The sequence below is a fragment of the Pseudomonas sp. GZJR-8 genome (assembly GCF_002916705.1).
Taxonomy (GTDB): domain Bacteria; phylum Pseudomonadota; class Gammaproteobacteria; order Pseudomonadales; family Pseudomonadaceae; genus Aquipseudomonas; species Aquipseudomonas synxantha_A.
In genome coordinates, this window is record NZ_JXSI01000006.1 from 1 (window position 1) to 14,246 (window position 14,246).

The window sequence follows — 14,246 nt, forward strand, 5'->3', positions numbered from 1 at the left end:
TAGGCCACGTAAAAACTCAACGTTACCTGGCTATTATTTGCCACCCTGTCCAACCAACTACGCAGCACAGCTTTATCTCTCAAACCATTGGCGGCCTCCGTGGCGCTGATCAGTTCGCCCTCCATCACCAGTAGATCTTCTATACCGTCGCTGCTGAGTATCATCCACCCTAGTTGGTCTTTGTCGCTCAAAGGCCACTTATCCACTGATGCCTTGGCGTCGCCGGTAAAACTACCCAGGTTCAGCGTGCCTCCATCAATAATACTGTTGATGAGTGGCTGCGGTAAGTCCGTGGCCGGAATCGTATTGACTTTCACCGTCTGCACCTGCGACGGGCGTGGGTCAGCCACGCCCGTGCTCACCACCGAATACTTCAAGCACACGGTACTGTTCACACTATGGTGCAAGACCTTGGCCGAGGTCAGGTTGAACACTACCGTGCCTCCATCCAGCCCATTCTGGCTGGTTGAATAAGAGGTGCCGTCGGCAAAAAACCAGTAAAGCGTGATGAAATCTTGGCTACTCATACCGTCATAGCGAACCGTTGCCGTCGTATTGTGTTGAATGGGCAGCGGGTCCACTGTCACATTCGGCCCTGTATCGGTGGTGCCATTGATAAACGGGTGGGGAAGATCTCCTGATAATGCCTGAATGGTGTACGTGCGCCGACGGAAGTGCACTGCATTGGCTTTGTTGGTGCTACGATCGAAACTGGCCCAGAAATCGATGAACAGCGGCATTCCATCCTTGAGTCTGCGCAGATCCGGCGGCGTCGGTGGCATGATGCCCTGACTCTCGCCCTCAGGCGTTACCAGGTTCTCGCTGTAGGTATCCTCAATGTAATCCGCGCCATCGTCGTAGATACCTTCATATCGCATCCACATCCGCTGAAACCGGTGAATGAACGGCCAGATATTGATCAGGGTGCGCTCCCGGCCAGTAAGCTGGGAAATTACCAATACCGGGTTATCATGCCCTTCGATGGTGGGGATCGGTAGCGTGGTCAGGGGCAGTAACAGCAGATCCAGTATGGGCGACGGTATTCTCCGCGTGCCGCGCAGCACAAAGTACTGCACGGGAATCTGGCGGCCTTCGGAAAGAATGTTGGCGCCTACTACTTCGCTCGGTACGTCAAAGTGCACTGTTCTTGAGGTGTTGCCATTCTTGGTTTCTTCATAAGTGCCAATGCCCGGTACGCCGCTGAACACTGCCAGGATCCGGTCGCTGGGTGACATGTTCAGAAACGATACTTCAATCGTCGCTCCGGTCGTTGCGGACTCCGGCCTTAGTTGGTCTGGGTCTCGTGAGGCTTCAAGCACTTCCGGCCTCAACAGCTCACCTATTGCTTTACCGACCGTCACGTCAAGCGTCTCAGAGCGCAGTGTTGTGTTGCCGCGTATGAGGGAATAGCTCAAGCGAATGGAGCCGTTGTTATTCACGTCGACATAATTTCGATCTACCGGAAACGAAATCTCTCCTCCTACCACGACGTTAATCGTGTCGCCTGTGCTGCCACCCACCCCAGAGCCTACCCAGCGCCACACGACGGTGTCACCTCGTTGGAAGGTATAGGGGAGAGTGACATTGACCTGGAAGATCACATCGGCCGGATCGAGGTTGCCATTTTCATCTACGCCCTCAATGTGCGGCGCAGGCAGGTCGGCGCGACGTTCGCCTATTTCTACTATCAGGTGCTCGGATTCGCGCACCGTCAGCACATCGGCTTCCTGTATCGTGTTCACACCGTCATTGACGCGATAAAAGACGTCGATCGGCCCGAGCCCGACGAACTGTGCGAAATTTGCCGGCGTCACAATCCGAAAGCGTGTGGGTGGTGGTGGGTCGCCGGCCTGCTGGGTTTGTTCATAAAACACTAGGCCGCCGCCGGGTCGGTGCGCCTCAAAGCGCAAGGTGACGGGATAGTTCGGACTGTATGGCACGAAGGCCGGGAAGTTGACTTTGAGGTAGGGGACGGTCGGATCGATCAAGCCGCCTTCGTTTTCCTCGATTTCAACTGCAGGCATGTTGGAAACAGTACCAAAAACTGTGACAGACAGACTTTGGGAATAGCCAATCTCAGTGCCTAGCGGGAATTGCAGCGTATAGGAGATTTGCATCGAGCCGTTGATCAGGTCTTCGAGGATGCTGTTCTCGACGGTGGTATATGCCGAACGCCCGGGCCGGGCAGCAAACGCTGGCAATGGGATGGTGACTTTCGTTTTATCTTCGCGTGTACCCACGATGGTAGCTACGATCTGAGTGCCTGCTGGCGTTGGGGAGCCATTCGGGAGCCGTGTGGGCGCAACCACTTCGAGTTCGAAGTGACTCTCTGCGTACTGGTCGAAATCGACGTTATTATTGTCTGTTCCATCCACCAAAAAGTGGGGGCGCATGAGTGCGTCTGGATCCAGGTTACTGTTCAGGTTTACGACCTGAGACCACTGCTGCACTTCCCCTGAGAAGTTCAGCACCAAGTCGTAGATCCGGAACCGGATAGTCAACAGACCGCTACCGCCCAATTCGATGACCTCCCACGGGACGAACACCTCGATAGGCGTCAGTCCCTCGGCCTGATCCGCGTCCAACTGCAGCTCTACCAAACGGCCGTTCCAATACAACTCGATGGTGTCCCCTACAAATGCATCTGGGTAGTGATCAATGGTAATGAGCACACCATCACGTGCGCGCTCGGGGTCGAGTACGGCATCTGAGCCACTCAAGTCCTCTGGCAGGTGAAGGACCAGCGCCGAATGGTAGGGGAGTCCTGGGTCCTGATCCACGCCCCCTGGCCGGGTATCTTTCAGGAACCAGGTTTCTTCCTCCGATGTACTTTCAGTGCCAGACCCGTTACGCCTGACCAGGCCATAGCAGGGGTACACAATACCTAGCGGTACATGCTCGCGTAGTACCGAGAGTTGGTAGCGTCTTTGCGTTTCCTCGCCAGCAACAATTTCCCCCCAGGCGACCGGAAAACGCCGATCTCCCATATACCATTCGTAAGAATCGCCGACGTTCTTCGTGGTCCAGCTCTCGAAGGTAATCAGCAAACGGTTTTCGAGGCTGCGTATGCCAACCCCTACATCAGCCAGAAGTTCGGGAAGGGGACGTACAGTGTTGTCGTTGTAGGGCGGCGGCTCCAGGTCTGCGATGCGTGGTGGGTGCAGGATGGGTGGACTGTCTGTGCGTTTATCGGACATGGTGGTGACCCTTCAGGCTGATTTGAGAAACGTGTCAAACAGGGTCAGCAAATATGAGAGAGTGGTCACCGTCTAGCTGTGAGAAATGACAGTGGCGACGAACGGTCAGCTACTGAATAATGAGTGTCAGCGCGCTATAACGCACGCCCTTGGCCAGGGTTACCAGCAGCAAAAAACGCCACAACGGCTCTCGCATCACCCCGGCCACCAAGGTCAGCGGGTCGCCGATGATAGGTACCCAACTGAGCAACAGCGTCCAATGCCCCCAACGCAGGTAATGCCCGCGGGCTCTATCCAGCTGTTTGGCACTCACCGGAAACCAGCGCCGTTCCTTGAAGCGCTCTACCGAACGCCCCAGCAGCCAATTGACCACCGACCCCAGCACGTTGCCCAACGTGGCGATACCCAGCAGCAGCCACAGGTTGTAATGCCCGCTGATCAGCAGGCCGACCAGCACGGCTTCAGATTGCAGGGGCAATAACGTTGCGGCGCCAAACGCCGCGCCGAACAGCCCCAGGTAACCCATCAGCACCGGTCAGTGGGCCGGGTAGTCGGCCACCACCACATCCTTGCCTTCACGGGTCAGACCGATGACTTGATACGCCTCGCTACGCCCTTCCACTTCCATACCCGGCGAGCCCAAAGGCATGCCCGGTGCGGCAAGACCCAGCAGGTCATGACGCTGGCGCAAGGCCAACACCTGCTCGGCGGGTACATGGCCTTCGACGAACTTGCCGTCGATCACAGCGGTATGGCACGAACCGAGGCGCGGGGCGACGCCCAGGCGTTGCTTGACCGCGCTCATGTCTGCTTCAACGTGGTCGTTGACCTTGAAACCGTTGTTTTCCAGATGGCTGATCCATTTTTTGCAGCAACCGCAATTGGCATCGCGGTGTACATCGATGGGAATCAGCTCGGCGGCCTGGGCCAGGGGGGTGGCAAGCAGGGTGCAGAGCAAGGCCAGTCGCAATGGGTTTTTCATCAGGGGTCTCACTGAAAGCGCAGCAATAAACCGCGCATTCTCCCTGCTTTTTACACTGAGACGCGCTGGTAATGTTTCTAAATTATACGAAGCCTGGGCTTTCCAACCGCTGCTTGAGCTGGTCCAGGGCAATGGCGGAAAGTTTGATCATGCGTTTGTGCAAGGTAGCGAGTTGCAGTTCGGTTTCATACGTCAATACGCGCTTGAACCGAGTGCCACCCTGATGGGCTTGCAAAAAATAATGGATACAACCGTCCACCGCCAGTGAGGTGAACACGGTCCTGAACTCATCGGGGCAGCGGGCAATTTGCACGCGGTAGCTCATGGATACGCGAATGCCCAGCAGGTCGATGTCTTCAGTAAAGCGCGAGCCGACCGGTAATGAGCCGCGGGTGCCGGTGTCGGCGCTGAGGGAGGTGGGGTGCCATTCGTGCCAGCGGTCGGGCTGGGTAACATAGTCGTAGACAATTTCGATTGGGGCCTGGATGAAGCGTTCCTGACTGATCTGCTCCAAGCGGATCGGCTGCTCAGTCGCGTGCATGGCACACCTCCTGTGTGGCGGGTTTTTACACTGGGAGCTGTCAGAATAGTCTGGCTCCCGCGCTTCGCACGGGAGTATTCAGGCCGTTGATCAGCACGCTGAAAATTAGATATCCAACAGGGCCATCACTTCCTTGGGGTAGCGCAAACCGGCGGTTGCATCGGCCGGGAAGATTGCATCCAGCCCAGCCAGTTCGTCCTTGCTGAGGGTGATCGATACCGCCGCGACATTCTCTTGCAAGTAGGTACGCCGCTTGGTCCCGGGGATTGGGATGATGTAGTCACCTTGGGCCAATACCCAGGCCAGTGCCAGTTGCTCGGCCGTCACGGATTGGTTGGTGCACTTGCGTGCTCGGCCCGGCACGGGTTTACAAGGTTAGGCTTGTGCCCTGCGATAGGCGCCAGGTTGCTGCCCGGTGACTTTATGAAAGGCCCGGGTAAATGCGGCCACCGACTGATACCCGGCTGCCAGCGAGACCTCGGCCACGGTCTGGTCCGCCTTGAGCAGCCCACAGGCATGGCGCATACGTATCACCAGCAATACCTGCCCCGGCGACTGCCCGCATAACTCCCTGAAACGCTTGAAAAACGCCGAACGGGATAACCCCGTGCACGCCGCCATGCTTTCCAGGCTCCAGGGCTCGGCCGGGCGCGCAATCAGCTGCTCCAGCAGGCCGGCAAATGCCGGTTGCCGGCCCAGCGCTGCCAGGCCGCCCAGCTCGGTGTTGTCGATGACTTGCTGGCGCAGTACATATAAAAACAACAAGTGGCAAAGACGTTCGAGCAAGGCCGAGGAGGGCGCGGGTAGGCGCTCGCACTCCTGCAGGATCAATTCGAACAGATTGCGCGCAGCGGTCAACGATGGATCACCGGCACGCAGGATGATCCAGGCGGGCAGGCTGTCGACAATCATCGCCGACAAGCCGGATTGGAAATGGAAGAAGCCGCAAACCAGGCCCACGCCATCCATGGCACTGCTATCGAGGGGCAGCATCGGCCGGCGAGGGCACTCTTGGGCGCTTGCCGCGATACTTTCCCCGGACAACCGATAGGCCAGGTCACGCAGTAGAAACACGGCGTCACCATTGTTCAGGTGCCGGGACGTTGGATCACCGTCGATATGCAGCCAGCAATCGCCCTGCACGATCAAATGGAAGCTTGCCTGGGCCAGGCTGTGCGTGCTGGCGTGCCAGTCACCGCAGTAGCGGCCGACGTGAAACAAATTGGTATTGAGTTCAAGGCTATCTAATAACCAATCGACAAGAGTGCTGGACGAATTCATCTAATGGAAAGACTCAAGAGCAAGTAATCGCTACTTTAGCCTATTGAGCGATTTTTTTAGAACCAACAGACTGGCGCACTCGAACCCAACAGGAGACCACTCCATGTCCCGTGTACCGTTGCTCACCCCTGACACCGCCCCGGAAGCGGCGAAACCTTTCCTGGAAAATGCGCAGAAGGCCTCGGGTTTCATTCCTAATCTGCTGGCGGTGTTGGCCAATGCACCGGCGGCGCTGGAAACCTATATCACTGTCTCCGGCTTGAATGCCAAGGCCGAACTGAGCCTGGCCGACCGCGAAGTGGTGCAGTTGATTGCTGCTACTACCCACGGGTGCGATTTCTGTGTGGCCGGCCACACCGCCGTTGCGCGCAACAAGGCCAAGCTGCCCGAGAACGTGATCGAGGCCCTGCGCCGGCTGGGTGAGCTGCCTGACACTCGCTATGAGACACTCGCCGCCTTTACCCGTGAAGTGATCGCCACTCGGGGTGATGTCAGCGATGCCGGCTTTGAGGCGTTTCTCGCGGCCGGCTATACCAAGGGCCACGCGCTGGAGGTCATCCTGGGCGTAAGCCTGGCAACCCTGTGCAACTTCGCTAACGTGTTTGCCCGTACCCCGCTGAACCCGGAACTGGCGCAGTACCGCTGGGAAAAACCGGCAAGCTGAATCGGCGTTGGTCCACCTGCTGTAAAAGGAGAGACATGAATGCTTGACCCAATCTTGAGCCGTTGGCTCGATGTTCAAGCGCAGGCCCTGGACGTGGGCAGTTGCGATCCACAGGAAGTGCTGCCACGCCTGGCAGAAGCCAATATTCTGAAAATCGGTGTGCCCACCCAACTGGGCGGGCTGGGCGGTGATGTGGCGGGTGCGGTCGAGGCCATCGCCAATGTGGCCAGCCATTCCCTGGCGGCGGCATTTGTGTGCTGGGGCCAGCGCTCGTTTATCGAGTACTTGTTGCAGAGCCCCAATCAGCGCCTGCGCGAACACCTGATGCCGGACCTGCTCAGCGGCAAGTTGGCCGGAGCCACCGGGCTGTCGAATGCGATGAAGTTCATATCGGGTATCGAGTCGTTGCAGATCAGCGCCGAGCCCAACGAGCATGGCTGGACGCTCAACGGTCGTCTGCATTGGGTGACCAACCTGCGCAAGAATGGTTTTGTCGCCGCAGCTGCTATCGAACATGCGGGCGGTGGTACGCCGTTTATCCTGGCGATCCCGGATTCAGTGGCGGGCTTGCAGCGCTCCCGCGATCTGGAGCTGCTTGGGTTGCAATCGAGCAACACCGCTGCCCTTGGCCTGGAAGGCGTGGAGCTGAGCCGTGACTGGTTGCTGCACGAGGACGCGCGCAAGTTCCTGCCGGCAGTGCGCCCGGCGTTCCTTGGTTTGCAGTGCGGCATGTCGATTGGCCTGGCCCGCCGCTCCCTGGCCGAGGTGGCCAATCATCTGGGGGCCAGCCGTACGGTGTTGCGCGAAGAGCTGGAAGCCTTGCGGGCGACGCTGGACCATCTGGTCAGCGAGCTCAAGAGCGGGTTGCTGGCTGGGCGTTTTGCTGCCGAGCCGATCCCCTTGTTCAAGCTGCGCATTGCCCTGGCAGAAACCGCCGCCAGCGCCGTGCAGCTTGAACTGCAGGCCAGTGGCGGCAAAGCCTACCTCACCGCCCACGGTAGTGGCTTTGCGCGGCGCTGGCGCGAGTCGGCATTTGTGCCGATTGTGACGCCCAGCCTGGTGCAACTGCGCACTGAGTTGCAGCGCCAGGCCAACCTATGAGCCAGGCGGTCATGACGGCCCAGGGGATTTGCCTGGGGTATGCTAGCGGCCCGGTACTGCAAGGGTTTGACTTGCAGTTGCAGGCGGGCGAAGTGGTGTCGATCCTGGGGCCCAGCGGCGTGGGCAAATCCAGCCTGCTGCGTGTGCTTGCCGGCTTGCAGCTACCCCAGGCCGGTCGTGTGCACGTGTTGGGCGAACCCTTGAGCGGTCCGCACCCACGGGTGGCGGTGGCCTTTCAAGACCCCAGCCTGTTGCCCTGGTTGAACCTGGAAAAAAACGTCGCCTTCGGCCTGGACTTCGCCCGCCAGCCGCACCTGAGTGTTGAAGAGCGCCGCCGTCGTGTCGACCACGCCATCGCGGCGGTAGGCCTGGAACATGCGCGCCAGCAGTTCCCGGCGCAACTGTCCGGCGGCATGGCCCAGCGCACCGCGCTGGCCCGCTGCCTGGCCCGCCAGCCTCAAGTGCTGCTGCTGGATGAGCCCTTCGGCGCGCTGGACGAAGTGACCCGCGCCGACATGCAGCACCTGCTGCTCAAGGTCAACCGTGAGCAAGGTTCGGCGGCGGTATTGATCACCCATGACATTGACGAAGCGCTACTGCTGTCCGACCGCATCCTGCTACTGGGTAACCGCCCGGCGCGGACGTTGGGTGAATGGCATATCGACTTGCCGCAACCTCGGGACGAACAGGTCGAGGCCATCGGCGCGCTGCGTATCGATATTCTGAAAACCTTACGGCAGGCGAGCCGCCCTCAACCCAACCCCCTTGAACAACAGGAGCTTAGCCATGTGTCTGGATGACCTGACCCACTCGCGCCGTGACTTTCTCAAACTCTCGGCGGTGCTCAGTGCCGCCGGCGCCTTGCCGCTGTTGAGCAGCCTGCAGGCGCGCGCCGCCAATGAGCCCGACGCGCCGGTGCGTATCGGTTATCTGCCGATCACCGACGCTACGCCGTTGCTGGTTGCCCACAACAACGGCCTGTTCGAAGCCGAAGGCATCAAGGCCGAACGTCCGGTGCTGTTGCGCAGTTGGGCTCAGGTGATCGAGGCGTTCATCTCAGGGCAGGTCAACGTGATTCATCTGCTGTCACCGATGACCGTGTGGGCGCGCTACGGCAGCAAGGTGCCGGCCAAAGTCGTGGCCTGGAACCATGTGGGTGGCTCGGGCCTGACCGTATCGCCAGGCATAACCGATGTGAAGCAACTGGGCGGCAAGTCGGTGGCGATTCCGTTCTGGTACTCGATCCATAACGTGGTGGTGCAGCAACTGTTCCGCGACAACGGCCTCACGCCGGTGACGCGTGCGACCGGCAGTTCGATTGCCGCCAATGAAGTCAACCTGATCGTATTACCGCCGTCGGACATGCCGCCCGCACTGGCCAGCAAGCGCATCGACGGCTATATCGTCGCCGAGCCGTTCAACGCGCTGGCCGAGAACCTCAAGGTCGGCCGCGTGCAGCGCTTTACCGGTGATGTGTGGCGCAACCACGCGTGCTGCGTGGTGTTCATGCACGAGCACGACCTGACCAACCGCCCGGAGTGGTCGCAGAAGGTGGTGAACGCCATCGTCAAGGCCCAGGTGTGGACCCGCGACAACCGCGAAGAGGCGGTGAAACTCTTGTCCAAGGATGGCCCGAACCGTTACACGCCACACGCCGAGCCGGTGTTGAGCAAAGTCCTGGCCCCGGCTGCCAGCGACCGCGCCGCCTATTTGGCGGACGGGGCGATCCAGCATGCCAATTGGGACGAGCACCGCATCGATTTCCAGCCTTATCCATTTCCGAGCTATACCGAGGAACTGGTGCGGCGCTTGAAGGACACTCTGATCGAAGGCGACAAGAAATTCCTCGCTGACCTCGATCCGGCGTTTGTCGCGAAGGACCTGGTGGATGATCGCTTTGTGCGTCAGGCGATCGAAGCGGTGGGCGGCATGAAAACCTTCGGCTTGCCGGACGGCTATGAGCGGCATGAGGAGATTGGCGTTTGAACAACGGTAGAATCCTGGGCTGGTCGCTGGGGTTGAGCGGCTTGGCAGGTTTGATGTTGCTGTGGTGGCTGGGTGTGAAAGTGTTCGGCGAGGCCGATGGCCTGTCGGCGCGCTTTTCGCTGGCGGCCACCGCAAGCAGCCTGTGGGAATTGCTTGGCCGCAGTGAGCTGTACCTGCACATCGCCGTGAGCCTCAAGCGTATCTTTGTCGGGCTGTTTCTTGCGCTGTTGATCGGGGTGCCACTGGGTCTGCTGGTGGGCAGTTCGCGCAATCTGGAGGCGGCGACTACGCCGGCCTTCCAGTTTCTGCGGATGATTTCGCCGTTGTCCTGGATGCCGATCGTGGTGATGCTCATGGGGGTAGGCGACCAGCCGATCTATTTCCTGCTGGCGTTTGCCGCGGTATGGCCGATCGTGCTCAACACCGCAGCCGGCGTGCGTCAACTCGACCCGCGGTGGTTGCAGTTGAGCAAGAGCCTGAGTGCCACGCGCTGGGAGACGTTGCGTCGAGTCATCATTCCTGGTGTGGTCGGGCATGTGCTGACCGGCGTACGCCTGGCCATCGGTATCCTATGGATCGTGCTGGTGCCGTGCGAGATGCTCGGGGTCAGTGCAGGGCTGGGCTATTACATCCTCGATACCCGTGATCGCCTGGCGTATTCGGAGTTGATGGCGATGGTGGTGGTGATCGGGCTGTTGGGGTTTGCGCTGGATGCGCTGGCACGTGGGCTGCACCAGCGCTGGGTGCAGCGGGGATAAACACGCACATTCGAGCGACACACTGTCGCTCGAAGCGCAGGGCAGGGTTAAACCTGAATAACCAGGTCACCTGGCAAGTCTGTGGGGGAGAGAGGGTTTCGTACGTTGGGCGAAGGTTTGTCGAAGACCCCGATACTGATGCTGCCTGTCATCTCGGCCAAGCCCGGAACACCCTCAGTGGTATTCATGTGTGATTGACCGACCAAGGCAAGCCACTTTTCCGTTCCAGAGTTGGCCTGGATCACTTCTGACGCATAGTAATTGAACTCTTCGAGGCGTTGCCTGGAGCCGAACCCTGTCTCGGTGCGGCCTAGTTTTGCGTCTTTATGCCGGGTTAAATAATAGTGATCAAGCGGCAACACTTCGATGCCATGCAATTCGAATTTGGCTTTGAGCTCGTCAAATGTCGGTTGGGTGCGAGGGAGGTCGGGATTGGCAAGGTTGCCGATGCCGTCATCGACAATGCCCTTGGAAGGTAAGTCGATGACGCCCTCGAAATAGATCTTCTTCACCCCCTCCTGTTTGAATTTCTCAACGTTGTCGAAGAGCAACTTAAAGCTGGCCATCTCTTTATGGGACTCTCCGAACACGATGCCATTGGAAACTTTCAGTGCCTCTGTGATCACTTCGGCTGCGGGCGCGGTCTTGGAGATTTGCGGCGCCACTATGCGTGGTGGCAGGGCGCCCTCTTTGAGGGCGTCATAGGTCTCGTACATTTCCTCGATGAATTTTTTCAGGGTTTCATCTTTGCCGTCACCGCGCAGGAAGTGCCCTGGCTCCAGTTTCCCTTTCATGCTTTCTACATAGCTGCCTTTGGGCAGCTCCTTTCTTGTGACTTTGCTGCTGATCCTGGGACGTGTAGGTCGACCTATCGGGTCGAATCGATGCGCTTGCGAATGACTCGGGGCGTATGCCACAGGCATGTAAGTATGCGTCGGAACGAACGCATCGAGAGGCGGGCCGTAAGGCTCCCGGGTGCCCGCATCTACGGCGTACCATTTGCCCTCATGTAGAACGGCAGAGGCTTCCAGGTTTTTGTCACCACGCTTGAACAGGCCGATAGCGACATCATCGAAGGGCGCGCCTGCCTCGATCAGGTCGCTGCCCCTGGCCATGCCTCGCAGACGCTGTATGCCGTCACCGGCGGCGCCGGCACCTGCCAGAGCCAGCTTGCCGGCGCCCACCGCTGCATCGCCTAAACCACCCAGCGGGTTGAAAGCGCTCAAGACGTCGGCGCCGATTATTCGTGTGGCGCGCGCCAGTTTGCTGATGGCGTTGCTGGTTTTATGCGCGCCCTTCAGCAGTTTTGACGCGGTGCCCACGCCGGCAGTGAGAAAACCGAAGACGTCAAATGCCAGATCGACAGCCGCATCTTTATAGTTGCCGTTACGCCAATTGACGATGGCCGTTCTCAGCGGAATCAGGTCGAGGATAAATTCGCCGATGGTATTGAGGGTGTCACGGTTCCTCTCCGTAGACGTCCTACCTTCTGCTTGCCGCCTGACGGCGTCACTGTCGATGCCCTGCGCGTTGACTATCATCTGGGCGATGTCGTGGATGCGTGGGTTTTTGAATGTATTGACAGGGGGGCCTTCTCGGGTCTTTTCGACACCCAGATTATTCAGGTTCTTGCTGAGTGGGAGCGCTTCGATCTTGGTGACTTCATTGGCTATGTATTCATCCGCTGCGATGCGTCCCGAAGAAGCTTTTTTGATAGTCGCGGTGACCGGGTCGAATTCGTAGACGTGTTTCTCGCCCTTGAGCTCTGCTTGCATCAAAACTCTTGGGCTGGTGTGGAACAGTTTGTTTGGCCAAAACGGAATAGGCGAGCTGCGGTAGGTGTTCTCTTGATAAAAACTAAGCTTTGCGTTGTTTAAAATCTCTCGATCTGCGACAGGCAACTGGGTAATGGCATTCATCCACGTGTAATGGTGGATTTTTTTACAATGGGTCGTTACTTCGGCGAATTGTTTATCAAATTCCTGGGGGACGTTGAAGTGTGGGCTGTGGGTGAAAAGAGCGACGGCACCCAGGTTGACGCCCTTGGTGTTATTGCGGATCACCCAGTCGTTGGTGTTGATTTTCAGCCCTTGCATGGTGAGCTCGCGCAGCGAGTAGAGAGGGCCGAAGCGTTGGCCCTTGAGCCCCATCTTGTGATAATTCAGACAAAAGAGTTTGTCATCCAGAGGAAAGTCATCACCCAAGTGCTGCTGGATTCGTTCTTGTGCCATTCTTTCTCGATTCGGCAAGGGCTTGTCGAGCAAAGCGGACGCCTCTTTCAACGCTTCATGTTGAGCATTGAAAGCTGTGCGGGCGTACTCGAAATCCTCCGCGGTGTAGTGTGCGTCGTCGAAGCGGTAAATCACGTCGTTGGCCACACACCAGTCAATCAGTGCATTTTTCTTTGCCGCTTCACTGGCTGGGTATTGCGACGGGTCTGCGCACATCACTTCGGCGAAGTTCATGTTCATCGTCCTCCCGGGCGTGTGGGCTTCGATACCGGCCACCGCGATACATAAGTTTGCCCACGCCTGGCTGTGGCAACGTACTGACGCTGGAATGTCTTTGATCAAAAACTGGGGGGCGACCCGCATCAGCAGCAACCGGGCTGCCAGCGCGGCGGTAGCAGGGGAAGTACGGCCAGTGCTGCTCAGGTGATTGGCAAGGGCCTCAACCACGGAGGCGGGCGATGAGTCCCTGTGGATTTCGACGCCCAAATCAAAGCCGGCCACTATGTTTCGATTGGATTTTTGATCCAGCGCTTCAGGGTCGAGGCTCAAATGGATGGTCGCCAGCACATAGTCATTGGCGCTGCTGCTTGTGGCAATCCCGCCCACACTGGCTTGAACCGCGGCGCCTAGCGCTGCGGCTTGCGGTGAGTCGAGCAGTTTCTCCAGCGCGGCAGCAGGGTCTTGCATCAGTTGTGGAGACAGGGTGACGGCGTTGGCAAGGTAGTCCAGGGCGCCGACGCCAGGCTTGGGCAGTGGCAAGCCTGGCAGATTCGCGCTATTCGACGCGATGACATTGTAGGCCGTGCGCTGATGTTCAATGCTCAATGGCAGTGTCCAGGCCAGAGCACCACTCAAGTTGCCCAATGGGTGCTTCTGGACGTGCTCGCAGAGGTTCTGGGCAAGCTCCTGCAGCTCTACTCGGGTCTTGGGATAGTAAGGGCTTGCTGCTTTGATGAGCGATTCGAGGCTGGCGGTGCGTGGGGACGCATCGGCGGACGCAAGCGTGAGATGGGTGGACAGGAAATACGCGGCCACGGCCTCTGGTGTTGCGTCTTCGGGCAGTTTCTCCAGCGCCGTATCGAGGGCCTTGGCAAGGTTATGCAGCTCCTGGCGGTCGCTTAATTTTTTTCTCAGTGTCTGGCGTCCATCCGGCAGCGCTGGCTCAGCGGTGGCGGTGGTATCGCCCACCTGAGCGTCAACATCTGGCGGTGTTTGGGGAAGGTCGGTAGATAGCGGCGAAAATTGCAAACTACGAAGTGGGGCAGCATGTTGAATGTTCACAGTCACTCACCTTTCAGGCATGGAAACGTCAACGCTCCAAAAGGCTACATACCTGTAGCTTGAGCGCACTGATTCGTGTGCGCTCTGGGCATTACGGTTCCCACATGGCTACCTGTGGTGTGTGAGAAATCAAGTCAGCAAGACGCGAGGGGATTGCCCTCTCAACGATTAAAACCGACGGCCCGTGTGAGCGCCGAACAAGCCAAAATTTTTGATCGCCTGTA

The 14,246-nt window shown here is 58.6% G+C and carries 11 protein-coding genes and 1 pseudogene; 5 read left to right on the plus strand and 7 right to left on the minus strand.

Features of this window, described 5'->3' with window-relative positions; genetic code table 11:
- The 6 genes and pseudogenes from TK42_RS13380 to TK42_RS13405 all read right to left on the minus strand — a co-directional run.
- On the minus strand, positions 1 to 3,197 hold a 3,197-nt coding region (locus TK42_RS13380), incomplete at its 3' end, for a hypothetical protein (protein WP_103734420.1).
- Between the two features lie 109 nt (positions 3,198 to 3,306).
- Positions 3,307 to 3,729 (minus strand): YqaA family protein, encoded by a 423-nt coding sequence (locus TK42_RS13385; RefSeq protein ID WP_078821285.1) that lies wholly within the window; start codon positions 3,727 to 3,729, stop codon positions 3,307 to 3,309.
- Between the two features lie 3 nt (positions 3,730 to 3,732).
- Positions 3,733 to 4,179 (minus strand): DUF411 domain-containing protein, encoded by a 447-nt coding sequence (locus TK42_RS13390; RefSeq protein WP_032875638.1) that lies wholly within the window; start codon positions 4,177 to 4,179, stop codon positions 3,733 to 3,735.
- A gap of 82 nt (positions 4,180 to 4,261) precedes the next feature.
- Positions 4,262 to 4,720 carry an SRPBCC family protein gene (locus TK42_RS13395; protein ID WP_032875636.1) on the minus strand — a complete coding sequence of 153 codons (459 nt, stop codon included), beginning with the start codon at positions 4,718 to 4,720 and terminating at the stop codon, positions 4,262 to 4,264.
- Between the two features lie 105 nt (positions 4,721 to 4,825).
- Positions 4,826 to 5,056 (minus strand): annotated as a pseudogene (locus tag TK42_RS13400) (aldo/keto reductase); the annotation flags it as partial.
- 39 nt (positions 5,057 to 5,095) lie between these two features.
- Positions 5,096 to 6,001, minus strand: a complete 906-nt coding sequence (locus tag TK42_RS13405) for an AraC family transcriptional regulator (RefSeq protein ID WP_032875630.1) — start codon at positions 5,999 to 6,001, stop codon at positions 5,096 to 5,098.
- Between the two features lie 103 nt (positions 6,002 to 6,104).
- Between TK42_RS13405 and TK42_RS13410 the strand changes: the two genes are divergently transcribed.
- The 5 genes from TK42_RS13410 to TK42_RS13430 are packed head-to-tail and all read left to right on the plus strand — an operon-like array spanning position 6,105 to position 10,510.
- Positions 6,105 to 6,665, plus strand: coding sequence for a carboxymuconolactone decarboxylase family protein (locus TK42_RS13410; RefSeq protein WP_032875627.1), 561 nt, complete (start codon positions 6,105 to 6,107; stop codon positions 6,663 to 6,665).
- Between the two features lie 39 nt (positions 6,666 to 6,704).
- A complete protein-coding gene (locus TK42_RS13415; RefSeq protein ID WP_032875625.1) occupies positions 6,705 to 7,766 on the plus strand; it encodes an acyl-CoA dehydrogenase family protein in 1,062 nt (353 codons plus the stop codon).
- Positions 7,763 to 8,566: an ABC transporter ATP-binding protein gene (locus TK42_RS13420; RefSeq protein WP_005788050.1), complete on the plus strand. Its 804-nt coding sequence runs from the start codon at positions 7,763 to 7,765 to the stop codon at positions 8,564 to 8,566. Before TK42_RS13415 ends, TK42_RS13420 begins: the two co-directional genes overlap by 4 nt.
- Positions 8,553 to 9,752, plus strand: a complete 1,200-nt coding sequence (locus TK42_RS13425; protein WP_032875622.1) for an ABC transporter substrate-binding protein — start codon at positions 8,553 to 8,555, stop codon at positions 9,750 to 9,752. Before TK42_RS13420 ends, TK42_RS13425 begins: the two co-directional genes overlap by 14 nt.
- A 53-nt stretch (positions 9,753 to 9,805) precedes the next feature.
- Complete coding sequence (locus TK42_RS13430) at positions 9,806 to 10,510, plus strand: ABC transporter permease (RefSeq protein WP_177464484.1); 705 nt, start codon at positions 9,806 to 9,808, stop codon at positions 10,508 to 10,510.
- A 47-nt stretch (positions 10,511 to 10,557) separates the two neighbouring features.
- On the opposite strand, the gene TK42_RS13435 is transcribed toward TK42_RS13430, so the two are convergent.
- Complete coding sequence (locus TK42_RS13435; RefSeq protein WP_146097877.1) at positions 10,558 to 14,022, minus strand: membrane-targeted effector domain-containing toxin; 3,465 nt, start codon at positions 14,020 to 14,022, stop codon at positions 10,558 to 10,560.
- Positions 14,023 to 14,246 lie beyond the last annotated feature (224 nt).

Excerpts from the sequence above, each read along its gene's own strand:
- TK42_RS13390 (WP_032875638.1), bottom strand. The coding sequence starts at position 4,179 with ATGAAAAACCCATTGCGACTGGCCTTGCTCTGCACCCTGCTTGCCACC.
- TK42_RS13395 (WP_032875636.1), bottom strand. The coding sequence starts at position 4,720 with ATGCACGCGACTGAGCAGCCGATCCGCTTGGAGCAGATCAGTCAGGAA.
- TK42_RS13405 (WP_032875630.1), bottom strand. The coding sequence starts at position 6,001 with ATGAATTCGTCCAGCACTCTTGTCGATTGGTTATTAGATAGCCTTGAA.
- TK42_RS13410 (WP_032875627.1), top strand. The coding sequence starts at position 6,105 with ATGTCCCGTGTACCGTTGCTCACCCCTGACACCGCCCCGGAAGCGGCG.
- TK42_RS13415 (WP_032875625.1), top strand. The coding sequence starts at position 6,705 with ATGCTTGACCCAATCTTGAGCCGTTGGCTCGATGTTCAAGCGCAGGCC.
- TK42_RS13420 (WP_005788050.1), top strand. The coding sequence starts at position 7,763 with ATGAGCCAGGCGGTCATGACGGCCCAGGGGATTTGCCTGGGGTATGCT.
- TK42_RS13425 (WP_032875622.1), top strand. The coding sequence starts at position 8,553 with ATGTGTCTGGATGACCTGACCCACTCGCGCCGTGACTTTCTCAAACTC.
- TK42_RS13430 (WP_177464484.1), top strand. The coding sequence starts at position 9,806 with ATGTTGCTGTGGTGGCTGGGTGTGAAAGTGTTCGGCGAGGCCGATGGC.